The organism is Rhodococcus sp. MTM3W5.2, assembly GCF_001984015.1.
GTDB classification, from domain to species: Bacteria; Actinomycetota; Actinomycetes; order Mycobacteriales; family Mycobacteriaceae; genus Rhodococcus_G; species Rhodococcus_G oryzae.
Map to the genome: position 1 here is coordinate 1,772,507 of NZ_CP019572.1, position 23,617 is coordinate 1,796,123.

Annotated in this window: 21 protein-coding genes and 5 pseudogenes; 20 read left to right on the forward strand and 6 right to left on the reverse strand. The window is 68.4% G+C overall.

Features of this window, described 5'->3' with window-relative positions; genetic code table 11:
* Positions 1–88: 88 nt before the first annotated feature.
* Together BTZ20_RS08100 and BTZ20_RS08105 are read left to right on the forward strand one after the other, a co-directional pair.
* Positions 89–430, forward strand: a complete 342-nt coding sequence (locus BTZ20_RS08100) for a hypothetical protein (protein ID WP_077041009.1) — start codon at positions 89–91, stop codon at positions 428–430.
* A gap of 122 nt (positions 431–552) precedes the next feature.
* Complete coding sequence (locus BTZ20_RS08105) at positions 553–1,053, forward strand: pyridoxamine 5'-phosphate oxidase family protein (protein ID WP_077041010.1); 501 nt, start codon at positions 553–555, stop codon at positions 1,051–1,053.
* Here BTZ20_RS08105 and BTZ20_RS08110 read toward each other — a convergent pair.
* Both BTZ20_RS08110 and BTZ20_RS08115 read right to left on the reverse strand, forming a co-directional pair.
* Positions 1,037–1,741, reverse strand: coding sequence for a TIGR03089 family protein (locus tag BTZ20_RS08110; protein ID WP_077043569.1), 705 nt, complete (start codon positions 1,739–1,741; stop codon positions 1,037–1,039). The two genes, BTZ20_RS08105 and BTZ20_RS08110, sit on opposite strands and share 17 nt — an antisense overlap.
* Positions 1,742–1,779: 38 nt before the next feature.
* Positions 1,780–3,224: pseudogene (locus tag BTZ20_RS08115) on the reverse strand (LCP family protein).
* Between the two features lie 163 nt (positions 3,225–3,387).
* On the opposite strand from BTZ20_RS08115, the gene rfbD reads away from it, so the two are divergent.
* The 5 genes from rfbD to BTZ20_RS08140 are packed head-to-tail and all read left to right on the forward strand — an operon-like array spanning position 3,388 to position 7,536.
* A complete protein-coding gene (gene rfbD, locus BTZ20_RS08120) occupies positions 3,388–4,248 on the forward strand; it encodes a dTDP-4-dehydrorhamnose reductase (RefSeq protein ID WP_077041011.1) in 861 nt (286 codons plus the stop codon).
* 10 nt (positions 4,249–4,258) lie between these two features.
* A complete protein-coding gene (locus BTZ20_RS08125; RefSeq protein ID WP_077043570.1) occupies positions 4,259–5,152 on the forward strand; it encodes a glycosyltransferase family 2 protein in 894 nt (297 codons plus the stop codon).
* Entirely contained in the window at positions 5,142–6,236 is a 1,095-nt protein-coding gene (locus tag BTZ20_RS08130; RefSeq protein ID WP_077041012.1) for a sugar phosphate nucleotidyltransferase, read from the forward strand. Before BTZ20_RS08125 ends, BTZ20_RS08130 begins: the two co-directional genes overlap by 11 nt.
* A 43-nt stretch (positions 6,237–6,279) precedes the next feature.
* The gene (locus BTZ20_RS08135; protein ID WP_077041013.1) at positions 6,280–7,065 is read left to right on the forward strand and encodes an SGNH/GDSL hydrolase family protein; all 786 of its coding nucleotides are present in this window, start codon (positions 6,280–6,282) and stop codon (positions 7,063–7,065) included.
* 21 nt (positions 7,066–7,086) lie between these two features.
* Positions 7,087–7,536 (forward strand): GNAT family N-acetyltransferase, encoded by a 450-nt coding sequence (locus tag BTZ20_RS08140; protein ID WP_077041014.1) that lies wholly within the window; start codon positions 7,087–7,089, stop codon positions 7,534–7,536.
* 74 nt (positions 7,537–7,610) lie between these two features.
* On the opposite strand, the gene BTZ20_RS08145 is transcribed toward BTZ20_RS08140, so the two are convergent.
* Genes BTZ20_RS08145 through cofD form a run of 3 tightly spaced genes read right to left on the reverse strand, consistent with a single transcriptional unit; the run spans position 7,611 to position 10,476 of the window.
* Complete coding sequence (locus tag BTZ20_RS08145) at positions 7,611–8,165, reverse strand: NUDIX hydrolase (protein WP_077041015.1); 555 nt, start codon at positions 8,163–8,165, stop codon at positions 7,611–7,613.
* Positions 8,162–9,505: a coenzyme F420-0:L-glutamate ligase gene (locus BTZ20_RS08150; RefSeq protein ID WP_077041016.1), complete on the reverse strand. Its 1,344-nt coding sequence runs from the start codon at positions 9,503–9,505 to the stop codon at positions 8,162–8,164. Before BTZ20_RS08150 ends, BTZ20_RS08145 begins: the two co-directional genes overlap by 4 nt.
* Positions 9,502–10,476, reverse strand: a complete 975-nt coding sequence (gene cofD / locus BTZ20_RS08155) for a 2-phospho-L-lactate transferase (protein WP_077041017.1) — start codon at positions 10,474–10,476, stop codon at positions 9,502–9,504. Before cofD ends, BTZ20_RS08150 begins: the two co-directional genes overlap by 4 nt.
* Positions 10,477–10,951: 475 nt before the next feature.
* On the opposite strand from cofD, the pseudogene BTZ20_RS08160 reads away from it, so the two are divergent.
* A pseudogene (locus BTZ20_RS08160) lies at positions 10,952–11,184 on the forward strand (WhiB family transcriptional regulator).
* 28 nt (positions 11,185–11,212) lie between these two features.
* On the opposite strand, the gene BTZ20_RS08165 reads toward BTZ20_RS08160, so the two are convergent.
* Entirely contained in the window at positions 11,213–11,707 is a 495-nt protein-coding gene (locus BTZ20_RS08165; protein WP_077041018.1) for a metallopeptidase family protein, read from the reverse strand.
* An 81-nt stretch (positions 11,708–11,788) separates the two neighbouring features.
* Between BTZ20_RS08165 and BTZ20_RS08170 the strand changes: the two genes are divergently transcribed.
* From BTZ20_RS08170 to BTZ20_RS08225, 12 genes and pseudogenes are all read left to right on the forward strand, one after another.
* On the forward strand, positions 11,789–12,181 hold the full coding sequence (locus tag BTZ20_RS08170) for a DUF3499 domain-containing protein (protein ID WP_077041019.1): 393 nt from the start codon (positions 11,789–11,791) through the stop codon (positions 12,179–12,181).
* A 71-nt stretch (positions 12,182–12,252) separates the two neighbouring features.
* Positions 12,253–13,617 carry a phosphomannomutase/phosphoglucomutase gene (locus tag BTZ20_RS08175; RefSeq protein ID WP_077041020.1) on the forward strand — a complete coding sequence of 455 codons (1,365 nt, stop codon included), beginning with the start codon at positions 12,253–12,255 and terminating at the stop codon, positions 13,615–13,617.
* 59 nt (positions 13,618–13,676) lie between these two features.
* Complete coding sequence (locus BTZ20_RS08180; RefSeq protein WP_223263677.1) at positions 13,677–14,732, forward strand: tobH protein; 1,056 nt, start codon at positions 13,677–13,679, stop codon at positions 14,730–14,732.
* A 55-nt stretch (positions 14,733–14,787) separates the two neighbouring features.
* A complete protein-coding gene (manA, locus tag BTZ20_RS08185; RefSeq protein WP_077041021.1) occupies positions 14,788–16,020 on the forward strand; it encodes a mannose-6-phosphate isomerase, class I in 1,233 nt (410 codons plus the stop codon).
* A 193-nt stretch (positions 16,021–16,213) separates the two neighbouring features.
* Positions 16,214–17,742: pseudogene (locus BTZ20_RS08190) on the forward strand (amino acid permease).
* Positions 17,743–17,940: 198 nt separating this feature from the next.
* Positions 17,941–19,155 (forward strand): alkane 1-monooxygenase, encoded by a 1,215-nt coding sequence (locus BTZ20_RS08195; protein WP_077043571.1) that lies wholly within the window; start codon positions 17,941–17,943, stop codon positions 19,153–19,155.
* A gap of 2 nt (positions 19,156–19,157) precedes the next feature.
* A complete protein-coding gene (locus tag BTZ20_RS08200) occupies positions 19,158–19,322 on the forward strand; it encodes a rubredoxin (protein ID WP_072752452.1) in 165 nt (54 codons plus the stop codon).
* On the forward strand, positions 19,322–19,495 hold the full coding sequence (locus tag BTZ20_RS08205) for a rubredoxin (RefSeq protein ID WP_077041022.1): 174 nt from the start codon (positions 19,322–19,324) through the stop codon (positions 19,493–19,495). The genes BTZ20_RS08200 and BTZ20_RS08205 overlap by 1 nt, the downstream gene beginning before the upstream one ends.
* A 14-nt stretch (positions 19,496–19,509) precedes the next feature.
* A pseudogene (locus BTZ20_RS08210) lies at positions 19,510–20,729 on the forward strand (NAD(P)/FAD-dependent oxidoreductase).
* Positions 20,730–20,779: 50 nt separating this feature from the next.
* A pseudogene (locus BTZ20_RS29395) lies at positions 20,780–21,375 on the forward strand (TetR family transcriptional regulator).
* 67 nt (positions 21,376–21,442) lie between these two features.
* Positions 21,443–22,924, forward strand: coding sequence for an adenosylhomocysteinase (ahcY, locus tag BTZ20_RS08220; protein ID WP_077041023.1), 1,482 nt, complete (start codon positions 21,443–21,445; stop codon positions 22,922–22,924).
* A gap of 11 nt (positions 22,925–22,935) precedes the next feature.
* Positions 22,936–23,577: a dTMP kinase gene (locus BTZ20_RS08225; RefSeq protein WP_077041024.1), complete on the forward strand. Its 642-nt coding sequence runs from the start codon at positions 22,936–22,938 to the stop codon at positions 23,575–23,577.
* The last annotated feature ends 40 nt before the right edge of the window (positions 23,578–23,617 follow it).

The following is a 23,617-nucleotide window of genomic DNA, read 5'->3' on the forward strand; positions in this document are numbered from 1 at the left end:
GGTGCCCGCGGGACCGAGTTCGCTGCGACGCGAGGCCCGGGCCGGTCGACTTCGACTGGTCCGGGCCTCGCGGGGCAGGGTGGGGTCGATGGTCGCGACCGTGGCGGCCCTGGCCTTTGCGGCAGCGCAGCGTGCCCAGATCGTCTTCGACGAGGAGTTCGACCTGTTCGTCTGTGCCGGGATGCGGTTCGGTTTCGCACGGGGAGGGACCACGATCGGTGGGGCCTACCTGACCGGGCGGAACACCGGCGCCGCGACCCTGCGCCACGAAGCGGTCCACGCCGAGCAGTGGGCCCGGTACGGTCTCGGATTCAGTGTCCGCTACCTCATCGAAGAGATTCGGCATCCGATGCACCGCAACCGATTCGAGGTCGAGGCCGGACTGATCGACGGCGGCTACGTCCGGCGCCCCAAGCGCAGGAGTGGCTAGGGGCCTGGTTCCGTTCGGTTCCCTCGCGGTAACCGGGTGTCGCCGAAGTGCCTTCTTCCCCTTCGCTTTCCGCCGGCGCATGCTGGTGTCGGTTACGAAAAGGTACCGAGAGGGAGAGTGGCATGAAGGTGACGAGGTTTGCGGCGCTCGAAGAAGAATTCGACGCGTTCGTCGGATCGATCGTCTACGCGACGATGGTCACGGTCGACAAGAAGGGGCGGCCGAGGACCAGGGTGCTCATCCCGGTCTGGGAGGTCGTCGACGGGCGTCCGGTCGGTTGGCTGGCCACCTATCGGACACCGGTCAAAGCCGCGCACCTGCGCGGGAACCCGCACACGAACTTTTCGTACTGGGCGCCCGGCAACAATTCGGTGGCGATCGACACGGTCGCGGAATGGGTCGATGACGGCGACACCAAGCGCAGGGTGTGGGACCTCTATCGCCGGACCAGCCCGCGTGGGGCGGGATACGACCTGGGCAACTTCTGGCGGTCGCCCGACGATCCCGAACTGCACGTCCTGCGCCTGGATCCCTGGCGAATCCAGGTGATTCGGGGAAGGGATCTGCGCAGCCGGATCTGGACCGCCGATCACGCCGGTGATCGCGTCAGCGTCGGATCGTGATCTTCTCGGTGCCCATCCGCCTGGTCATCGCGTCGTCGGAGGGGCGCGCGACCTGCACCAGCGAGGCGCCGACCGCCAGCACCGCGAGCATGCCGTCGATGAGTTCGGTCGTGGTGCCCCACTCTGAGCTCGAGAGCACGCGATCGGCGCGGCCGATGGACTGGGCCGCGGCGGAGTCCGTTGCCGCGGTGAGCACCTCGGCGATGGACAGGCCGTCGAGTGCCGACGATGCTCCGGAGTCGGGCCGGAACTGGTCGCCGTGCACGCGAACCGAGGTGGCGTAGTCGGTGACGCCGACCGGGAGCCCCTCGGCGGGGCGACCGAACGCGTCGAGCGAGAGCACCGCGACCTCGGGCACGTCCTCGACCTCGGCGAGCCGGTCCGCCGCGACGAGCGCGAGCTCCGCGTCGTCCGCGGGCGCCAGCAGCACCTCGGCCCCGGCCCACCAGCACCCGAGCAGCACGGCGGCGCTCTGCCAGTGCGCCGGGAGCAGCACGCAGATCCGGGCGCCCGGCAGCAGGCCGAACTCGTCGCGAATCAGGTTGGCGGTCTTGGCGGCCCAATTGGCGAGGGTGAGTGCGGACAGTTCGATCCGCTCACCGCTGACGTCGTCGTAGTAGGTGATGCGCGGGCCGGCCGGGTCCTGCTGCAGGATCGGATCGAGAAGGGCCGCAGTCAGGTTGGTCACGGATGTGTTCGGGTCGGGCACTTCCGCCGCCGTTCTCGCTAGTTGACGCACCGCGGGCCCTTGCTCCCGGCGTCGATCGCCGGCCCGGGGGCGCGGGGGTGGGGCTGGTGCCCATGTCGACGATATCCGATGTGGGTCCCGAGGCCGAGCCGGAGTCGGAACCGGGACCGGTGTAATCGGAGGCGATCAGGACCTTCACGGCGCCGGGGGAGAGCGAACTGTCGCCGACGATCGTCAGGCCGCCGAGCGATGCGGCGACGGCCTTCGCCGCGTCGGAGTCGGGGTCGGCCGCCAGGACGCGGCTCGTGCTCACCGTGGTGCCGGTGTTGTTCCCGACCTCGCCCTGTACGTAGCCCTGCTCGGTCAGCGCCTCGGATACCCGGGACGCGAGACCGCCGATACCACTGTCATTGGACACGTCGACGGTGACCTTCGAGGTGTCGATCGACGGCGGCTCGCTGGTGCCGGTGGCGTCACTGTCACTGTCGTCCTCGCCCACCAGCCCGGCGACGTAGGTGCGAACGGCCTTCGGGTCCACCTGCACGATCGACTCGCCGTAGTCGGTCATCGCGTTGAGGTCGACGACCGGGATGGTCTGGAACTTGACCTCCCCGCCCGCGAGGCCCTGCAGTTGCCGAGCGAAATCGATGATGTCCCAGTCGTCGTCGAGGACGACCGAACGCTGCACCGCGGAGGTCAGCTGCGCGAGCTTGCCGGGATTGCTCAGCGTCTTGGCATTGAGGACCTCGTGTACCAGCGACGCCATGAAGACCTGCTGGCGGACGATGCGGTCGAGGTCGCCGCGCGGGAGATCGTGCCGCTGCCGGACGAAGGACAGCGCGTTCGAACCGCTGAGGGTCTGTTCGCCCGCTGGGAACTTCGCACCGGACATCCACTCGTCGACCGGGTTGTTCAGGCACACGTCGACGCCGCCAACGGCATCGGTGAGCAGGACGAATCCCAGCAGTCCCACCTCCCCGTAGTGGTCGACGGTGATGCCGGTGAGGTTGGCGACCGACTTGATCAGGGCCTCGCGGCCGGCCTGGGTCGCTGCCTTGTCGGCCTCGTCCTCGGACTCGCCCTCGTCGAGCAACCGTTGCCGCTCGGTGGCCCTGGTGGCCCCGAAGGCCGCGTTGATCTTCGAACTGCCGATGCCGGGCACCTCGACATACGAATCGCGCGGGATCGAGACGGCCGTCGCCGAGCTGCCGTCGGTGGGCACCCGGATGAGCACGATGGTGTCGGTGTTGTCGGCTTCCGCCTCGCCCGCCCTGAGCGAGGCCAGTTCGTCGGCGGAGAGCGGATTGCCGTGCGCGTCGGTGCGACTGTCGGTGCCGACCATGAGGATGTCTACCGCGCCGTCCTTGCCGCCGTCGCCCAGCTCGAGTCGCGCGGTTGCGAGGTTCGACGCGAGGGCATCGACGCTGCGCCACGCGAATCCGGTGATGAGGAGGACGAGGACCGACGCGGCCGCGACGGCTATCTGGCCCCGACCGAAGGCGGTACGCCTCGCCGTCGGAGCTTCCTCGTTGTCCGGCACCTGATGCCCCCTAACTCTGCATGTGGTTCACCCCGACCGAGGTCCAGGCTACTGGTGGGGACGCGTGGTTCCGGTGTCCCAGGACCGGCGTGCCAGACTTTCCTGTGTGAGAAAGATCCTTGTGACCGGGGCCGGTGGCCAGCTCGGCACGCAGTTGCTGCGTCGCGGTTCAGCGGCCGGTCTCGACGTTGTCGGATTCGGGTCAAGAGACCTGGACATCACCGATGGTGAGGCGGTCGACAGGCTCATCGAGCCCGACACCGTCGTCATCAACTGCGCTGCATACACCGCGGTCGATGCGGCCGAGTCCGACGAGGAGGCTGCCGAGCGGGTGAATGTGCTCGGGCCGCGGAATCTGGCGTCGGCGACCGCGCGTGTCGGCGCCCGCCTGATCCATGTGTCGACTGACTACGTGTTCGCGGGCGACGCGGACCGCCCGTATGAGACCGACTCGGCGACCGGGCCGCGGACCGCATACGGCCGGACGAAGCTCGACGGCGAGCGCGCGGTGCTCGCCGCGGACCCGAACGCCCTCGTGGTGCGGACCGCGTGGGTCTACACCGGTGTCGGCCCGGACTTCGTGGCCACGATGCTGCGCCTGGAACGCGAACGCGACACGGTCGACGTGGTCGACGACCAGATCGGGTCGCCGACCTATGCGGGTGACCTGGCCGACGGCTTGTTGCAGCTGGCCGGTTCGAGTGCGGTGCCGGGCGGGGTGCTGCACGCGACGAACTCCGGCCGGGCGAGCTGGTTCGACCTCGCCAGGGCGGTGTTCGCCGGGGTCGGTGCGGATCGGGAGAGGGTCCGCCCGTGCACCAGTGCCCAGTTCGTGCGGCCGGCGCCGCGGCCGGCGTACTCGGTGCTGTCGGAGGCGTCATGGGTGGACGCAGGCCTGACCCCGCTGCGGCCGTGGCAGGAGGCGCTGACGGCGGCCCTGGCGCAGTTGCCGCCGGCCAGCGACTAGGGTTGCCGGCGTGAGTTCGCAGCTGGCCGTGGTGACGGTGACCTATTCGCCGGGCAAGCACCTTCAGAGTTTCCTCGACACCCTCGAGGAAGCCACGACGTTGAAGACCCAGGTCATCATGGCCGACAACGGGTCGACAGACGGTGCTCCCGAGGCCGCCCTCGAACAGAATTCCAATGTGCGCCTGCTGCGCACGGGCGGGAACATCGGCTACGGCGGCGCCATCAACCGCGCGGTGGCCGAGCTGGACCCCGATGTGGAGTTCGTGGTGATCGCCAACCCCGATCTCCGCTGGTGCGCCGGCTCCCTCGACGTGCTGCTCGAAGCGGCGCAGCGTTGGCCGCGCGCGGGCGCACTCGGTCCGCTGGTGCTGGAACCGGACGGCAGCGTGTACCCGTCGGCGCGCCAGGTTCCCGGGCTCGTCTCGGGCGCAGGCCACGCGCTCCTCGGCACCATCTGGCCGTCCAATCCGTGGACCCAGCGGTACCGCCAGGAGAACGAGCAGGTGTCCGAGCGCCCCGTGGGGTGGCTCTCCGGGTCCTGCCTGCTGGTGCGTCGCGCCGCATTCGACTCGATCGACGGGTTCGATTCCCGGTACTTCATGTACATGGAGGACGTGGACTTCGGCGATCGACTCGGCCGCGCGGGCTGGCACAACGTGTTCGTGCCCTCGGCCGAGGTGACCCACGCCAAGGGACACGCGGCAGGGCGGCATCCCGAGTTGATGCTGCCTGCACATCACCAGAGCGCCTATCGCTTCCAGGCCGATCGGCATCCGCATTGGTGGCAGGCGCCGCTTCGGTTGGCTCTGCGCGGCGGTCTCGCGGTGCGGTCGAAGGTGGCTGTCGCGGCGGCGGTACGGAACAGGGCGAAGAACGAGGGGACTGCAGACGATGGTGAATGACCAAGTGACGAGCGAACCGAACGTGGACGCGGTGGTTCTCGTCGGCGGTAAGGGAACCAGGCTTCGGCCGCTGACGCTCTCCGCGCCGAAGCCCATGCTGCCGACGGCGGGCCTGCCCTTCCTTCAGCATCTGCTGGCGCGCATCGGCGCTGCCGGGATCAAGCACGTCGTGCTCGGCACCTCGTTCAAGGCCGAGGTCTTCGAGGACTACTTCGGCGACGGGTCGTCGATGGGGCTGGAGATCGACTACGTCACAGAGACCGAGCCGCTTGGCACCGGTGGCGGTATCCGGAACGTGCTGCCCAAGCTCAGGGCCGACAACGTGATCGTCTTCAACGGCGACGTGCTCGGCGGCACCGACCTGCGGGCGGTGCTGGATACGCACCGCACCACCGAGGCGGACGTGACGATGCACCTGGTCCGGGTGGGGGATCCGCGGGCCTTCGGTTGCGTGCCGACCGACGACGACGGCCGCGTCACCGACTTCCTCGAGAAGACCCAGGATCCGCCGACCGACCAGATCAACGCCGGTTGCTACGTCTTCAGGCGCGAGATCATCGAGAAGATCCCGGCCGGGCGACCGGTCTCGGTGGAGCGCGAGGTGTTCCCCGGGCTGTTGGCCGAGGGTCGACGCGTCTTCGGGCATGTCGACGCGGCGTACTGGCGGGACATGGGCACGCCGGAGGACTTTGTCCGTGGGTCCGCGGATCTGGTGCGCGGCATCGCGCCCTCACCCGCGCTCGAGGGCCCGCGGGGAGAGTCGCTGGTGCACCCGGGCGCAGGCATCGCGCCCGGCGCGGTGCTGATCGGTGGCACGGTGGTCGGACGCGGCGCCGAGATCGGCGCGGGGGCACGGCTCGACGGTGCGGTCGTCTTCGACGGCGCGGTCATCGAGGCGGGCGCGACGGTGGAGCGGTCGATCGTCGGATTCGGCGCTCGGATCGGTCCGCGAGCGCTGGTGCGCGATGCGGTGATCGGCGACGGCGCTGACGTCGGTGCCCGCTGCGAACTGCTGCGCGGTGCGCGGGTGTGGCCGGGCGTGGCCCTCCCCGATGGCGGGGTCCGGTTCTCCACCGACGTGTAGCCCGTGCAGGTGTGACCTGGCCCATTCTGGCAAAATCTATGCGATGAATTCGCCGGAACCTGTCTTCAATCGTTACGTCGCCCTCGGGGATTCGTTCACGGAGGGGCTCGGCGATCACGACCCCGCGCGGCCGAACGGGCTGCGGGGCTGGGCGGACCGCGTCGCCGAGCAGCTCGCGGGAAAGAGCGACGACTTCCGGTACGCCAACCTCGCGGTCCGCGGAAAGCTGCTGGGGCAGATCATCGACGACCAGGTCGATCAGGCGCTCGCTCTCGGCCCGGATCTGGTCACGATCTACGGCGGCGGGAACGACCTGATGCGTCCGTCGGTGGACATCGACGCGATGGTGGACCGCTACGACGAGGCGATCGGCAAGCTCACCGCGAGCGGGGCGACGGTGGCGTTGTGGACGGCATACGACGCCGGATGGTCGGCGGTGTTCGGCAAGATCCGCGGTCGCATCGCGATCTACAACGAACTGGTCCGCGAGGTCGCGGACCGGCACGGTGCGGTCGTTGTCGATTTCTGGCGGTTCGACGGCTATGACGACGAACGGATGTGGGACTGGGATCGCCTGCACATGTCGACTGCCGGGCATCAGCGAATGGCGGTCGAGACCCTCGATGCGCTTGGTGTCAGCCACGAGCTCGAGGGCCCCGATCTGGGTCCTGCGCCGGTGCTGAGCAAGGCCGAGCGGCGCCGGGTGAACTACATCTGGACCAAGGATTTCGTCGGTCCGTGGATCGGGCGCCGACTGACCGGAAAGTCGTCGGGCGACACCGTGGCGGCGAGGCGTCCTGTGTTGGAATCGATCTCTGCGGAGGGCTGAGGGCGCCGCTACCATCCGGGTGTGCTCGAACTTCGCCGCACGGACGGGAGTGACCCCGAGTTTCGTGCTCTCGCTGCCGCGCTCGACGGCGACCTCCACTCGCGCTACGGCAACGATCAGGACGCGTACACCGGATTCAACGAGCTCGCCGCGGATGCCGTGGTCGTCGTCGCGTACGAGGAGGGCATCGCGGTCGGTTGCGGTGCGTTCCGCCCGCATGACGAGCATCGTGTGGAACTGAAGCGCATGTACGTCGCCGACACCCATCGGGGCCGCGGCATCGCCCGCGCGGTACTGGGGGCGCTGGAGGAGTGGGCACGGCGGGCCGGCTTCGCCGGTGCCGTGCTGGAAACCGGCGTGCTTCAGACCGAGGCAATGGCGCTGTATCGGCGGTCCGGCTACGAGGAGGTCGAGAACTTCGGACCGTACATCGGCATGCCGCTGAGCGTGTGTTTCGCCAAGGTGCTCTGAGGGGCAGCGCTGTTCGCTGTCGGTTTGCCGACGCTTCCCGAGCTCGCCACCATCACCGACCCCGCCGCGGCGTTCTAGCTCGAGCGCAGCCGGGCCAACTGGACCAGGTGATCGATAGTCTCCCGCTCGGCGGTCTCCGGCAGCTCATCGACCGGCCACCATCGCAGATCGGTCGACTCGTCGCTGACGACGATCGGTGCGTCGTTCTCCGCCCAGACGAGGAAGCGCAGATCGAGATGCCGCGTCGGCTGGCCGAGCGAGCAGGTGATCGGGTGCGTGTGCGCAGACAGCAGGACCGGGTCGATCCGCAGGCCCGCGATCCCGGACTCCTCGGTGGCCTCGCGCAGGGCCGCGTCGACCACCGTCTCGTCGCCCGGCTCGCAGTGGCCGCCGAGCTGGATCCAGCGCCCGACCCGCGGATGCAGGGTCAGCAGCACCTGTCGCCCGTCCTCGCTGAGCACAAGAGACGACGCGGTGATGTGGCCGGGGGCATGCTCGCGCAGGCAGCCCAGCGGCGCCGAGTCGAGGAACGCGAGCATGGTGTGCCGCAACGACTCGTCGGCCGCGCTCGGTGTCCGCCAGCCCAGCAACGCCTCGCGCGCCGAACGGTGCAGGGACTGAGCGCTCACATTTCCACCAGCAGGTCACCTGGCTCGCCCGGCACACGCGGCGCGAGGGGCTCGAGCGGATGCCCGACGGCGATGGCGCCGAGGGCCTGCCAGTCCGCGCGCAAGCCGAGTTCGGCACGGACGAGGTCCGCCGCGAAGATCGTCGACCCGATCCAGCAGCTGCCGATCCCCTTGGTGGCCAACGACACCAGCAGCCCCTGCACGGCGGCGCCTGCGGCGACGGTGAACATCGTCTGTTCGGCCCTCGTCCTGGCCTCGTCCGGGTAGCGGTGCGCGCCCTCGGGCACGCAGAACGGGATCACCAGCTCCGGCGCGTCGAACAGGATGTTGCCCCGGTCGAGCCGCGCGTTGATCTTCTCCAGGCTCAGTCCGTCCGCTGTGAGATCCGAGCGCCACTGCTCCCGCATCGCGTTCAGCAATCGCCTCCGGGTCGCGGCCGTGCGGATCCACACGAAGCGCACCGGGCGGGTGTGGTGCGGTGCAGGCGCCGTCAGGGCCTCCGCGATCGCGTCCCGGAGGGCTTCCGGATCAATCGATTCGGAGGAGAACTCGCGCACAGAGCGACGCAGCAGCAGGGCCTCGCCCCTGCCCCGCTCCACTGCCTCGTTGGAGCCGAGCCAGAACAGGTCTTCCTCGCCTGGCCGCACCAGGTCCCGCGCCACCGAACCGTCGTCCTCGAACTCGAACCCGCGAACAACGGCGATCGGCACGCTGCCGACCTTCCCCTTCACGAGATCGCCCGCAGCGGCGAGCTCGTCCGCGACCGCGACCTCCGTCACGTAGAGCTCGTTGCCCTGGGCGTCAACGGATCCGGCGTAGCCGTGCAGCACGGGCAGTCCGGACGCGCCGATCGCGGCGTCCGTCTGGCCGACCCGCCATGCCCGACCCATGGTGTCGGTGATGACCACGGCGACGCTCACGCCCAGCAGTTCGGCCAACCGTTGACGCAGCTGCCTGGCGCTCGCATCGGGGTCTTCCGGCAGCAGCGCCAGTTCCGCCGGGTCCACGTTCGAACCGTCGATGCCCGACGCCGCCTGGATGATGCCCAGCCTGTTCTCGGTGATCAGGGTGCGGCCCCTGCGGGCGACGACCCGGACGGCTTCCTGATCCACCAGGCGTCGGCGAACGGCATCGCGTTCGTCGGGATCGGTGGGGGAGGCCACGATTCGGCCCTCGACCTTGGAGACGACCTTGCTCGTGACGACCAACACATCGCCGTCCACCAGCCACGGCGCCCGAGCCGCGATCGCGGCGGCCAGGTCATCACCCGGCCGGAACTCGGGAAGTCCTGGTACGGGGAGGATCTCGATGGAACCGCCGGCTCCGTGATCGCCGTTCACACCGTGACCCCGGCCAGGCGCAGCGCGGCCCGCGCCATCTCTGCCGTCGTCTCCGGGTCTGTCATCAGCAGCGGGACCGCCTCGACCTGCACTCCGGGAACCTGCGCGGTGTCGGTCTCGTGGACGAGCCAGCCGTCCAGGATCCCGGTGTCCGAGCGGGCGCCGTAGTAGCGTCCGATCGCCTCGGCGGTGGTCTCCACGCCGATCACCTCCAGGCATTCGTCGGCCATGCCGCGCAACGGCTTTCCGTCGATGACGGGGGACAGGCCGACGACCTTTGCCTTGCCGGTTCGAAGCGCGCCCCTGATCCCGGGCACCGCGAGAATGGCGCCGACGCTGACCACCGGGTTGGAGGGTGCCAGGAGCACCACGTCCGCGTTCTCGATCGCGTCGATGACCCCGGGTGCTGGCGTGGCCTTGTCGGCGCCGACGTGCACGAAGCTGTGCGTCGGAACCTGAGCGCGGTGGCGGACCCACCATTCCTGGAAGTGGATCGCCCGCTGCTCGTCGTCGGCCGGATCGGTGATGACCACATGGGTTTCGCTGCGGTCATCGGTAACCGGGAGCAGTCGTACACCGGGTTGCCAGCGATTGCACAGCGCCTCGGTGACCGCCGACAGTGGATAACCGGTACGCAGCATCTGGGTCCGGATGAGGTGTGTGGCGATGTCGCGGTCGCCGAGGCCGAACCAATCCGGCTTAGCGCCGTAGGCCGCGAGTTCCTCTTTCGCGTTCCAGGTTTCGCCGACGTGACCCCAACCCCGCTCGGGGTCGATGCCGCCACCGAGCGTGTACATGCAGGTGTCCAGGTCGGGGCAGATGCGCAGGCCGTGCATCCAGACGTCGTCTCCGACGTTCACGACCGCGGTGATCTCGTGTGTGCCCGCGGCATCCGATTCTCCGAGCAGGCTCCGCACACCTTGCAGGAAACGGGCTCCACCGACGCCGCCGACCAATACTGTGACTCTCACAGCTCAAGAGCCTAGGCGTCCCGCGCCGGTGCAGCCGACTTGCACCGGTCGATCGGTGACAGTCGGTGCGACACGCTGGTGACGCGCACGAATGCGTCGTCGAGGCGATTCCGCCGTGTGTGGTGGTAAGGGGAATTGCCCAACAGCTTGACCCCAGCGCTCGGTGCCGTGTCTAATCACAGGTATGTCATTCAACCTTCGCCACCCGAGATCAGTTGTGGCGAACCTTGATTCGAACGCTCGTTCGGAGTGGATGACATTGTCGGGGAACGAAAGTGACCGGAATTTTCTGCGCAATCCAAGGTGAGGAGGCGGAACGATGCCCAACCAGTACGAGGGATCACGACTTCTGAGCGCGCTTGATTACGAACCGCAGACCGATTTCACAGCGAACGCAGTGGAGGGTGTTGGCGAACTTTTGGGGGAGAGGGAGCCGGTACGGCCTCAGCTGAGCCTGGTCACCGGATTTGATGAGATGTTCGAGAACATCGAAGATCAGTGGCAGGAGCGCGCCCTGTGCGCTCAGACCGATCCCGAGGCGTTCTTCCCCGAGAAGGGTGGCTCGACCCGCGAGGCAAAGCGAATCTGCCTCGGTTGCGAGGTTCGCGACGAGTGCCTCGAGTACGCGCTCTCGAATGACGAGCGATTCGGAATCTGGGGGGACTCTCGGAGCGCGAGCGTCGTCGGCTCAAGCGCGGAATCGTCTAGAGCCGGATCCTTTACGGATCAAGTACTTTCAGTCCTCGGGGTCTTCACCGAGCTCCGGGTCGATCACTTCGGGGTCGACTCCGAGGTAGGTGGCGACCTGCCGGACCAACACCTCGTTCAAAAGATCGACGAGGTCTTCCTGACGCTTGGCGCGCAATTCGAGGGGCCGGCGGAACAGGACCAGTCGCGCTCTCGTGGCGGCGCCGTGCCGGTCAACGCCTGCCGGTACCAGTCGCGAGAGCGGCACCGGTCCCTCCGCCACCACCTCCGGCGGCCAGGTGACCGAATCGGGGTCGAGCGCGCGGATCTTCGGCACCTCGTCGACGGCGATGTCGAGCTTGGTGATCCGATCGTGCCAGCGGGCGTCGATCGGGGCGAACGCCTCCAGGACCAGCATGTCGAACTTCTCCGCCCGGCTGCGCCATGCGGGCACACTCGCCGGGAGCACCGGTCCGCGGATACCGCGTCCCCTTCGAGCGGCCGATCGGGAGGTCAACGGTCGTCCGTGTCGGGCTCTGCGCATGAAGGTCAATCCTACCGACACCCATCGGCTTCCGGTGTGTCCGAGTAGGAGCCTGCGGGTCTGCCAGCTACCCTCATCAGCGTGAGAGCACTGCGTCGATGCTGCCGGCCTGGGTGTAAGAACCCCGCCGTTGCGACGCTGACGTATGTCTATTCGGACTCGACGGCAGTGGTCGGTCCGCTCGCCACCGTCGACGAGCCCCATTCCTGGGATCTGTGCGAGACGCATGCTTCCCGGATCACCGCGCCGAAGGGCTGGGAGTTGGTCCGCTACGAGGGCGGTTTCTCCACCAGCACCCCGGACGAGGACGACCTCACGGCGCTCGCCGAGGCCGTCCGCGAGGCGGGCATGCCCGAGCGTGCATCCGTCGATTCCGCGGCGTCGGGTTCGGTGGAAACGGCACACGCGCCTGCCCCGGCCCCGCGCACCGGTCGTCGCGGCCATCTGCGGGTTCTGCCCGATCCCACGAACTGACCCGCGCGGCACCTGGCACTAGGCTGGCGGTGCACCGATCAAGACCGTCCCCGAACGCAGGAGTTATCGCAGTGGCACGTCCCGCCGAATCCGTCCATGCCGTCATCAAGGCATACGACGTCCGCGGAGTGGTGGGCGAACAGATCGATGTCGACTTCGTGCGTGATGTCGGTGGCGCGTTTGCCCGCCTGGTCCGCGCAGGCGCCGACCGCGTGGCCATCGGTTACGACATGCGGGAGTCGTCGCCGGAGCTCGCGAACGCGTTCGCCGAAGGAGTGACGGCGCAGGGGCTCGACGTCGTCCTCATCGGCCTCGCCTCCACCGATCAGCTGTATTTCGCGTCGGGGTTGCTCGATTGTCCGGGTGCGATGTTCACCGCGAGCCACAACCCGGCGAAGTACAACGGGATCAAGCTGTGCCGTGCGGGCGCCAAGCCGGTCGGACAGGACACCGGGCTGGCGACGATCTCGGCCGAGGTCATCGAGGGTGTGCCCGGCTACGACGGCGAGGCGGGCTCTGTCAGCGAGCAGGATGTGCTCGCCGAGTACGCCGACTTCGTCCGAGGCCTCGTCGACCTGTCGTCTATGAAGCCGATGTCCGTCGCGGTGGACGCGGGTAACGGCATGGGCGGGCACACCGTCCCGGCGGTGTTCGAACCGCTGCCGCTGAGCGTGGACCCGATGTACTTCGAGCTCGACGGGAACTTCCCGAACCATGAGGCCAACCCGCTCGACCCGAAGAACCTGGTCGACCTGCAGGAACGGATCCGGCAGACCGGCGCGGACATCGGCCTCGCCTTCGACGGCGACGCGGACCGTTGCTTCGTCGTCGACGAACTCGGCAACCCGGTGTCCCCGTCCGCGGTGACGGCACTGGTGGCGGAGCGGGAGCTCGCCAAGGAGCCCGGCGCCACGATCATCCACAACCTGATCACCTCCAGGGCGGTGCCCGAGTTGGTGACCGAGCTCGGCGGCACTCCCGTGCGGACCAGGGTCGGGCACTCCTTCATCAAGCAGCAGATGGCGGAGACGGGCGCGATCTTCGGCGGCGAGCACTCGGCGCACTACTACTTCCGCGACTTCTGGGGCGCCGACTCCGGCATGCTCGCCGCGCTCCACGTACTCGCGGCGCTCGGTGAGCAGGACCGACCGCTGTCCGACCTGATGAAGAGCTACGAGCGCTACGAGGCCTCGGGCGAGATCAACTCGACGGTCGCGGATGCCGCCGAACGGACCGCCGCCGTCCTCGCCGCATTCTCGGGCCGCACGAAGTCCGTCGACCGCCTCGACGGTGTCACGGTCAACCTCGGCCAGGGCGCATGGTTCAACCTGCGCGCCTCGAACACCGAGCCCTTGCTGCGGCTGAACGTGGAAGCGCGGACGGTCGAAGAGGTCGATGCGCTGGTGGCTGAGATACTTGGTGTCGTGCGCGCCTAGCGGACACGGGAAGAGCCGTAGAATTCTTGCCCCGGGCAGAGCGAGAGAGGAAGGACGCCATGACGGCTCCGTCACACCTTCTCGACCTCGATGACTCCGCAAGCGTCACCGCAGCCGATTCCGAGGGATCGCTGCTGTCCGCCGCGCTCGGTGGGGCGCAGGTGCGGGCCACCGCGGAGTCGGTCAACGAGGGCGCCCTCGATCGGATCAGGGACCTCCGCCCGCGCAGCATCGTCCTGGTGACGAGCGGTGGCCGCGCAGGCCGGGCCGCCTCGGTGCTCACCGGTGCGCTCGGCGCCAGGATCGGCGTGCCGATCCTGCACCTGCCCGCGGTCCCGCCGTGGGTCGGCTCGCTCGATGTCGTCGTCGTCGCCGGCGAGGACGCGGGGGATCCACGGTTGCTGTCCGCGGTCGATTCGGCTCTGCGCCGGGGCGCCGAGGTGGTGATCGCCGCGCCGGACGAGGGGCCGCTCCGCGCAGCGGGGGCCGGACGGGCGATGCAGCTGCCGCCGCGCATTCGCGTCGCCGATCAGCACGGGTTCCTGCGGTACCTGTCCGCGGGTCTCGCGGTGCTGACCGTGCTCGGGCCGTCCCGCACCGACAACCTGCTGCCGGACCTACACGAACTCGCCGACGCGGTCGACGCCGAGGCGCTGCGCGGTCACCCGGCCAACGAGGTGTTCCACAATCCCGCGAAGTCGCTGGCCGTCCGCATGCGTGGACGCCGGGTGGTGTTGGCAGGAGACGGCCCGGCCACCGGGGCGCTCGCACGGCACGGAGCCGAGGTGCTCATGCGCACCGCGGGCGCGGTGGTCGCGGCTGCCGACCTCAGCGATGTGGTGGCCTCGGCCACACGATTCGCGTCCGGCGGATCCGTCGCCGAGGCGGCTGGATACGATCCGATCTTCCATGACGAGGAACTCGACGGTCCGCCACCGAGCATCCCGGTGCGGGTCTTCGTGCTGTCCAGCGCGGCCACCAAGGCCGCCGCATCGCGCCGGATCGCGGTGCTGCCGGATGCCGAGCTGGTGCTCGCCGTGGAGGACGACGAAGAGATCGACAAGGGGGCCGGGAGATGGCTGGGGAGCGCACCGAGATCGAGCAGCTGGCGGTGACGGCCGTGCGCCTGGAGATGGCCGCGGCCTATCTGCAGTTGATCGGCGGTAGCTAGTGCAGTTGCTTGAAGGCGCGCTGCGCACCTATGCCTGGGGCTCGCGCACCGCAATCGCCGAACTGTGTGGCAGGCCCGTGCCGTCGAACCATCCGGAGGCCGAGGTCTGGCTCGGCGCGCATCCGGCCGACCCGGCACGTCTGCTCGGCGGCGCGGATCCGGTCTCGCTGCTCGAGGCGGTCGACGCCGACCCGGCAGGCCAGCTCGGTGACCGGGCGCGGGCCGAGTTCGGTGACCGGTTGCCGTTCCTGCTCAAGCTGCTCGCCGCCGAGGAACCGCTGTCGCTGCAGGCCCACCCGAGCGCCATCCAGGCCAAGGAGGGCTTCCAGCGCGAGGAGGCCGCCGGGATTCCGCTCGACTCACCGGTGCGCAACTACCGCGACGACAGTCACAAGCCGGAACTGGTGGTGGCGCTGACCCGGTTCGAGGTGCTCGCCGGATTCCGGGATCCGCATCGGACCATCGAGTTGCTCAGGGCCCTCGAGGTGCCCGCGCTCGACCACTACATCGCTCTCCTTGCGGGACAACCCGATTCGTCGGGATTGCGGGCGCTGTTCACCACCTGGATCACGCTTCCCCCGCCTGCGCTCGAAGCGCTGCTCCCACAGATTCTCGAGGGTTGCGTGCGGTACCTGTCAGGTGGTCCTGGCGCGCGCGCGTACACCGCGGAGCTGCGGACCGTGCTCGGTCTGGGCGAGTCCTACCCGGGCGACGCGGGTGTGCTGGCCTCGCTGCTGTTGAACCGGATCACCCTGCAGCCGGGCGAGGGTCTCTACGTCGCAGCCGGAAACCTGCACGCGTACCTGCACGGGCTCGCTGTCGAGGTGATGGCGAACTCGGACAACGTGTTGCGTGGCGGGCTCACCCCGAAGCACGTCGACGTGCCGGAGCTGTTGCGGGTGCTCGACTTCGAGCCGCTCACCGGACCGGTGCTGACGCCGTCCGCGGTCCCCGGTGCCGCCACCGTCGTCTACGAGACGCCCGCCCCCGAGTTCGCGCTGACCCGGGTGGACCTGGACCGGTCAGGAGATCGGCACCCCGCCTCGGTGGAGTTCGAACTCGCCGGTCCGCGGATACTGTTGTGCACCTCAGGAGCTGTCACGCTTCGGAGCGGCGGAAAGATCCTGGAGCTCGAGCAGGGCGGCGCGGCGTGGATCGCGGCCTCGGATCCCGAGTTCGTTGCCGTCGCCCGGACCTCGACCGCTCAGGTGTTCAGCGCCGCGGTCGGGTGAACACCCCCTGGTAGCTCGGCGGTAGTCGCAGCTTCCGGCGGCAGGCCGCGGGCCCGTTCGACCGGGTCATCTACCTCGAGCCCGACCTGTACCGGGTGCCCGCCTCGTAGCCGACGCGCCACCGTTGCGAAACCTCGTGTGAGGGGTGCCGGGCGCAATAGGCTTGGCCGCATTCCCTCACGAGGAGGTAGCGATGGGATCCGGGATTTTCAGAACGAAGTCGGTCGAGCAGTCGATCGCGGACACCGACGAGCCGGACAGCAAGCTCCGGAAGGATCTGACGGCCTGGGACCTGACGGTCTTCGGTGTCGCGGTGGTCGTCGGCGCGGGCATCTTCACGCTGACCGCGCGTACCGCGGGCAATGTCGCCGGGCCGTCGGTCTCGCTCGCATTCGTGCTCGCCGCGATCGCGTGTGGCCTGGCCGCGCTGTGTTACGCGGAGTTCGCCTCGACCGTTCCTGTCGCCGGCAGCGCGTACACCTTTTCCTACGCCACCTTCGGTGAGTTCGTCGCCTGGATCATCGGCTGGGACCTCATCCTGGAATTCGCCTTGGCCGCCTCGGTGGTGGCCAAGGGTGGTCGCTGTACCTCGGCAATGTGATCGGCGCCGAGGGGTCGACCGTCGTCGAGCTGGGGCCGATCGACTTCGACTGGGGATCGGTACTGCTGATCGCGGGACTGACCGTGATCCTGGCGACCGGCACCAAGCTCTCGTCCCGGGTCTCCGCCGTCGTCACCGGGATCAAGGTTGGTGTCGTCCTGCTGGTGATCGTGGTGGGCGCGTTCTACATCAGCAAGGCCAACTACTCGCCGTACATCCCGCCGTCGCAGCCCGGTGATACCGGCGAGGGCATCCACCAATCGCTGTTCTCCTATCTCACGGGCGCGGGCGGCAGCACCTACGGCTGGTACGGCCTACTCGCCGCCTCCAGCCTGGTCTTCTTCGCGTTCATCGGATTCGACGTCGTGGCCACCACGGCCGAGGAGACGAAGAATCCGCAGAAGTCGCTGCCGAGGGGCATCCTCGGATCCCTGGCCATCGTCACCGTCCTGTACGTCGCGGTGACCCTGGTGCTCACCGGGATGGTTCCGTACACGGACCTCGCGGGCGAGAGCTCGACGTTGGCAACAGCATTCGAGATCCACGGGATCACCTGGGCGCAGTGGGTGATCAACCTGGGTGCCCTCGCCGGGCTCACCACGGTCGTCCTGGTGATGCTGCTCGGTCAGACCCGGGTGCTGTTCGCGATGTCAAGGGACGGACTGATGCCGAGGAAGTTGGCGCACACGGGTCCGCACGGGACCCCGGTGCGGATCACCGTCATCGTCGGTGTGGTCTCTGCCTTGCTGGCCGGCTTCTTCCCGATGGGCACGCTCGAGGAGATGGTCAATATCGGCACTCTCTTCGCCTTCGTGCTCGTATGCGTCGGGGTGATCATCCTGCGTCGCACGCGGCCCGACCTGCCGCGCGGTTTCAAGGTGCCCCTGGTGCCGCTGGTCCCGATCCTCGCGGTGCTCGCCTGCATGTGGCTGATGCTCAACCTGTCGGTGGAGACCTGGATCCGCTTCGTCGTCTGGATGGCCATCGGCATCGTCGTCTATTTCCTCTACGGATACCGGCATTCGATGGTGGGCAAGCGGGCCACGCCCCCGCCCGGGGTGGAGGCCGAGGCGCTCGGTCACCTGGGCGGTCCCGAGGGGCCGGGAGGCGTGGGGCTCTGACCCCTGGCCGACCAGGCCGAACCATCGTGTTGAGAACACCCCGCCGGATCCATCGGCGGGGTGTTCTGCGTTCACCGGTCGGCGCGTGTACAAATCCTTTGATTTGTATAGACGGCAGACGAAATGTGGCATATCGTCTATTGCTACGTGGTCCACCTCACAGTCGTGGGCCCCGTCTCAGAGGAGGCAGTCGTGGCAATGCAGGTCGATCCGGGGGCGCAGGCACCCGCCGAGCAGTGGCGAGACAAGAAGCGGCATCTGTGGTTGCTGGGGCTGATCCCGCCGACCGCTGTCTTCCTCGCGGCCGGACTGGTCTGGGGATTCAACGAACTGGGCTGGTCCGCGGTCTCACCGGTGTGGTGGTGGATCGGGCCGATCCTCGTCTACGGGCTGCTGCCGGTGCTCGACATCTTCTTCGGGCCGGACGGCCAGAATCCGCCGGAGGAGGTGATGGAGCGGCTCGAGAACGACAAGTACTACCGGTACTGCACGTACGTCTACATCCCGTTCCAGCTCGCGAGTCTGGTGTTCGCCTGCTATCTGTGGACCGCGGACAACCTCGCCTGGCTCGGTATCGAGGGCGGTCTGGGACTGGCCTCCAAGATCGGACTCGCGCTCAGCATCGGCGTGATGGGCGGCATCGGCATCAACACCGCCCACGAACTCGGCCACAAGAAGGACGAACTCGAGCGCTGGCTGTCCAAGATCACCCTGGCCCAGACCTTCTACGGGCACTTCTACATCGAGCACAACCGCGGCCACCACGTTCGCGTGTCCACCCCGGAGGACCCGGCCAGCGCCCGGTTCGGCGAGACCTTCTGGTCCTTCCTGCCGCGCAGCGTCTGGGGCAGCCTGAAGTCGTCGTGGGAGCTGGAGAAGACCCGCATGGAACGCCTCGACAAGAGCACGTGGAGCATCCACAACGACGTGCTCAATGCCTGGCTGATGTCCGTCGTCCTGTACGTCGCGCTCGTCGCCGGCTTCGGCTGGGAGGTGCTGCCGTTCCTGCTGCTGCAGGCCGTCTACGGCTTTTCGCTGCTGGAAACCGTGAACTACCTGGAGCACTACGGACTGCTTCGTCAGAAGACCGCGAGCGGCCGCTATGAGCGCTGCGCGCCGGTGCACAGTTGGAACTCGGATCACATCTGCACCAACATCTTCCTGTACCACCTGCAGCGGCACAGCGACCATCACGCCAACCCGACGCGGCGCTACCAGACGCTGCGCAGCATGGACGGCGCCCCGAACCTGCCGAGCGGCTACGCCAGCATGATCTCCCTCGCGTACTTCCCGCCGGTCTGGCGCAAGGTGATGGACAAGCGCGTCCTCGACCACTACGACGGCGACATCACCCGGGTGAACGTCCAGCCGGCCAAGCGCGAGCGGATCCTCGCCCGCTATGGGGCGGCGTGACCATGGCTGCCTATCAGTGCCCGGTGTGTGACTACGTCTACGACGAATTGAAAGGTGCCCCGCGAGAGGGATTCCCGGCCGGTACCGCATGGGATTCGGTTCCCGACGACTGGTGCTGCCCGGACTGCGGAGTGCGGGAGAAGATCGATTTCGAGAGGACTGCGTGATGAAGCTCTACCGCTGTGTCCAGTGTGGTTTCGAGTACGACGAGGAACTGGGGTGGCCCGAGGACGGCATCGTGCCCGGCACCCGGTGGGACGACATCCCCGATGACTGGAGCTGCCCCGACTGCGGCGCGGCCAAGGCCGATTTCGAGATGGTCGAGGTTGCCCGCTCGTGAGCTCGATCGTGATCGTGGGCACCGGGGTCGCCGGGATCACCGCTGCCGAAACGCTACGGGCGGAGGGCTTCTCGGGAGCGGTGACCGTGATCGGCGACGATCCCGCGCATCCGTACCGCCGGCCCGCCCTCTCGAAGGATCTGTTGCTCGGGACGATGCCCGCGGAGAAGGCCCGGCTCCGCGCGGCCGACTACTGGACCGAGCGGGGGATCGAGTTCCGCACGTCGGTCGCCGTCACCTCGATCGACGTGGCGGGCCGATCGGTCCGGCTCGACACCGGCGAGGAGCTGCCGTACGACGCCCTGCTCCTCGCGACCGGCGGCCGGGCGCGCGCCATCGAGCACTCGGCAGGCGACGCCGTGCTGGCGCTGCGGTCGATGCACGACGTGGCACCGCTGCGCGCCGCCATCGACCGGACCAATTCGATCCTGGTGATCGGGGCGGGCCTGATCGGTTCCGAGGTCGCAGCCACCGCCCGGGGTCTCGGCGCCGAGGTGACCGTTCTCGAAGCGGCGCCCGCGCCTCTGCACCGGGTGCTCCCGCCGCAGGTCGGCGAGCTGTACGAGCAGATCCACCGCGAGCACGGCGTGGCGTTTCACACCTCGGTGCGGCTCGCCGAGCTCGCCTCGGACGGCGCGGGCGGGGTGCGTGCCACCGCCGACGACGGGACGGTGTGGTCCGCGGGCGCGGCGCTGCTCGCGGTCGGAATGGTGCCGAACACGCTCCTCGCGGAGCGGGCCGGGCTCGCCACCGCGGACGGGATCGTGGTCGACGAGCGCTACGCCACCTCGGAGCCCGGTGTGTACGCGGCGGGGGACGTGGCCAACTGCCCGAATCTCGTGCTGGGCGGCAGGCATCGAACCGAGCACTGGAACTCTGCGCAGACCCAGGGCGCCGCCGCCGCGCGCGCGATGCTCGCGGGCCTGGCAGGCGTGGAGCCCGTAACGGCCCGCGAGGTGCCCTGGTGCTGGTCCTCGCAGTACGGGCTCAATCTCCAGATCGCGGGGTGGCCGCAGGCCGACGACGACACCGTCGTCCGGGCAGCATCGACGGTCGGGACTTCACCCTGCTCACGCGGCGGGACGGACGCTTGGTCGGCGCGGTGACCCTCGGCAGGCCCAAGGACCTCCGGGCGGCGCGGGTCCTGATCGGCGAGCACCCGACGATCGATCCGGCGCTCCTGGCGGACGAGGGTCAGGACCTCACGGCGTTGAGTCAGCGGGTCCCTGTTTGACGGCCCGGATGCATGCTGCCACTCTCGCCACCATGGCACCGACGAACCGAATCCCGTTCCAACAGGCGACTCGCACACTGCTGCGGGATTCGGTTCTCGGCGCGATGCGGGATCTGCTGTCGGTCAAGGACTGGTCCGAGGTGACGATGACCGACATCGCGGCCGAAGCCGGTGTCAGCAGGCAGACCGTCTACAACGAGTTCAAGTCCAGGCAGGGTCTCGCGCAGGCGTACGCGTTGCAGCTGGCGGACCGCTTCGTCGGAGCCATCGAGGACTCCATCTACGGCAACGTGGGTCGGCCGCACGTGGGCCTGGTCGAGGCGTTCACCACGTTCTTCCAGCAGAGTGCCTCCGATCCACTGGTCCAGTCGCTGCTCACCGGGGAGGCCAAGCCGGACCTGCTGCGACTGATCACCACCGACAGTGCCCCTCTGCTCGACCACGCCTCGGCCAGGCTCGCGGAAACATTGGAGCGCAGCTGGATTCAGGCCTCGCCCGCCGACGCCGGAATCCTCAGCCGGGGATCGTCAGGTTGGCGATCAGCTACATCTCCATGCCGCCGGATTCGGATCGCAACGTGGCCGAGGACCTGGCCCGGATCTTCGTGCCCTTCATCGAGGCGATCGTCGGCGCCGCCGAGGCATAACTCGCGCGCCCGCCCCAGGAGGAAACCCGATAGCCTTACCCGAGATATCGGCAACCAGGAGAGGCAGATGACGACCTCAGTGTCTGAGAACAAGCTCGAGGCGGATACCCGCAACGGAATCGATTACAAGGTGGCGGACCTTTCGCTCGCCGAGTTCGGCCGCAAGGAGATCCGTCTCGCCGAGCACGAGATGCCGGGCCTGATGGCCCTTCGTCGTGAGTACGCCGAGGTCCTGCCGCTCAAGGGTGCCCGCATCTCCGGGTCCCTGCACATGACGATCCAGACCGCCGTGCTGATCGAGACGCTGGCCGCGCTCGGCGCCGAGGTCCGCTGGGCTTCGTGCAACATCTTCTCCACCCAGGATCACGCCGCGGCCGCGATCGTCGTCGGCCCGCACGGCACCCCGGAGGAGCCCAAGGGCATCCCCGTGTTCGCCTGGAAGGGCGAGACGCTGGAGGAGTACTGGTGGGCGGCCGAGCAGATGCTCACCTGGCCGGGCGAGCCCGCGAACATGATCCTCGACGACGGCGGCGACGCCACCATGCTGGTGCTCAAGGGTGCGCAGTTCGAGAAGGCGGGCGTCGTGCCGCCCACCGACGACGAGCACGACTCGGACGAGTACAAGGTGTTCCTCGCGCTGCTGCGCCAGTCGCTCGAGGCCGACAAGTCCAAGTGGACGACGATCGCGGAGTCCGTCAAGGGCGTCACCGAGGAGACCACCACCGGCGTGCTGCGCCTGTACCAGGTGGCCGCGGCCGGCGAGCTGACCTTCCCGGCCATCAACGTCAACGACTCGGTCACCAAGAGCAAGTTCGACAACAAGTACGGCACCCGGCACTCGCTGCTGGACGGCATCAACCGCGGCACCGACGTGCTGATCGGCGGCAAGGCGGCGCTGGTCTGTGGCTACGGCGACGTCGGCAAGGGCTGCGCCGAGGCGCTGCGCGGCCAGGGCGCGCGGGTCGCGGTCACCGAGATCGACCCCATCAACGCCCTGCAGGCGCTGATGGACGGCTTCGAGGTCAAGACCGTCGAGGAGGCGATCGGCTGGGCCGACATCGTCATCACCTCGACCGGCAACAAGGACATCATCACCTTCGAGCACATGAAGCAGATGAAGCACCAGGCGATCCTGGGCAACATCGGTCACTTCGACAACGAGATCGACATGGCGGGCCTTGAGCGGGCGGCCGACGTCACCCGCATCAACATCAAGCCGCAGGTCGACGAGTTCACGTTCGCGGACGGCCACTCGATCATCGTGCTGTCCGAGGGCCGCCTGCTGAACCTGGGCAACGCCACGGGCCACCCCTCGTTCGTGATGAGCAACAGCTTCTCCAACCAGGTCATCGCGCAGATCGAGCTGTGGACGAAGCCGGACGAGTACGACAACGAGGTCTACCGCCTGCCCAAGCACCTGGACGAGAAGGTCGCGAAGATCCACGTCGAGGCACTCGGCGGCTCCCTGACCAAGCTCTCCAAGGACCAGGCCGAGTACATCGGCGTGGATGTCGAGGGCCCGTACAAGCCCGAGCACTACCGGTACTGAGCAACACCGCAGTGGGAACACTGATCGCGCTGGAGGGTCTGGACGGCGCGGGCAAGCGGACGCTGGTCGACAAGCTCGTCTCCGAGCTCACGTCGGCCGGCGTCCGCGTCGCTGTGCACACCTTTCCCCGCTACGGCGTCTCGATCCACGCGGATCTCGCCGCCGAGGCGCTCAAGGGGGCGCACGGGGACCTGGCCGAGTCGGTCCATGCGATGGCCGTGCTCTTCGCGCTCGACCGAGGCGGCGCGGTGGCGGAACTGGCGGACCTGCTCGAGCGGCACGACATCGTGCTGCTCGACAGGTACGTGGCCTCCAACGCGGCCTACGGTGCGGCCCGCCTGCGGCAGGGTCCGGACGGCGAGTTCGTCCGCTGGGTGCGCGAGCTGGAGTTCGACCGTCTCGGACTGCCACGACCGGCGCTGCAGATGCTGCTCGACGTGCCCGTCGAACTGGCGCGGGCGCGGGCGCGGGCCAGGGAGGCCTCCGACTCGACCCGCGAACTCGACGCCTACGAGCGGGACTCGGACCTGCAGACCAGGACCGGTGCGGTGTACCGGGGACTGGCGCAGCGGGAGTGGGTCTCGAGCTGGAAGCTGATCGACCCGAACGTCGATCCGGCGGCACTCGCCGCGGATCTGGCACAGTGGATATGACGACACACTGCGCCGGACCCCACGCAACGACGGGTTCCGG

Excerpts from the sequence above, each read along its gene's own strand:
- BTZ20_RS08130 (WP_077041012.1), top strand. The coding sequence starts at position 5,142 with ATGGTGAATGACCAAGTGACGAGCGAACCGAACGTGGACGCGGTGGTT.
- BTZ20_RS08105 (WP_077041010.1), top strand. The coding sequence starts at position 553 with ATGAAGGTGACGAGGTTTGCGGCGCTCGAAGAAGAATTCGACGCGTTC.
- ahcY (WP_077041023.1), top strand. The coding sequence starts at position 21,443 with ATGACGACCTCAGTGTCTGAGAACAAGCTCGAGGCGGATACCCGCAAC.
- BTZ20_RS08135 (WP_077041013.1), top strand. The coding sequence starts at position 6,280 with ATGAATTCGCCGGAACCTGTCTTCAATCGTTACGTCGCCCTCGGGGAT.
- BTZ20_RS08180 (WP_223263677.1), top strand. The coding sequence starts at position 13,677 with ATGACGGCTCCGTCACACCTTCTCGACCTCGATGACTCCGCAAGCGTC.
- BTZ20_RS08195 (WP_077043571.1), top strand. The coding sequence starts at position 17,941 with ATGCAGGTCGATCCGGGGGCGCAGGCACCCGCCGAGCAGTGGCGAGAC.
- BTZ20_RS08165 (WP_077041018.1), bottom strand. The coding sequence starts at position 11,707 with ATGCGCAGAGCCCGACACGGACGACCGTTGACCTCCCGATCGGCCGCT.
- BTZ20_RS08100 (WP_077041009.1), top strand. The coding sequence starts at position 89 with ATGGTCGCGACCGTGGCGGCCCTGGCCTTTGCGGCAGCGCAGCGTGCC.
- BTZ20_RS08205 (WP_077041022.1), top strand. The coding sequence starts at position 19,322 with ATGAAGCTCTACCGCTGTGTCCAGTGTGGTTTCGAGTACGACGAGGAA.
- BTZ20_RS08200 (WP_072752452.1), top strand. The coding sequence starts at position 19,158 with ATGGCTGCCTATCAGTGCCCGGTGTGTGACTACGTCTACGACGAATTG.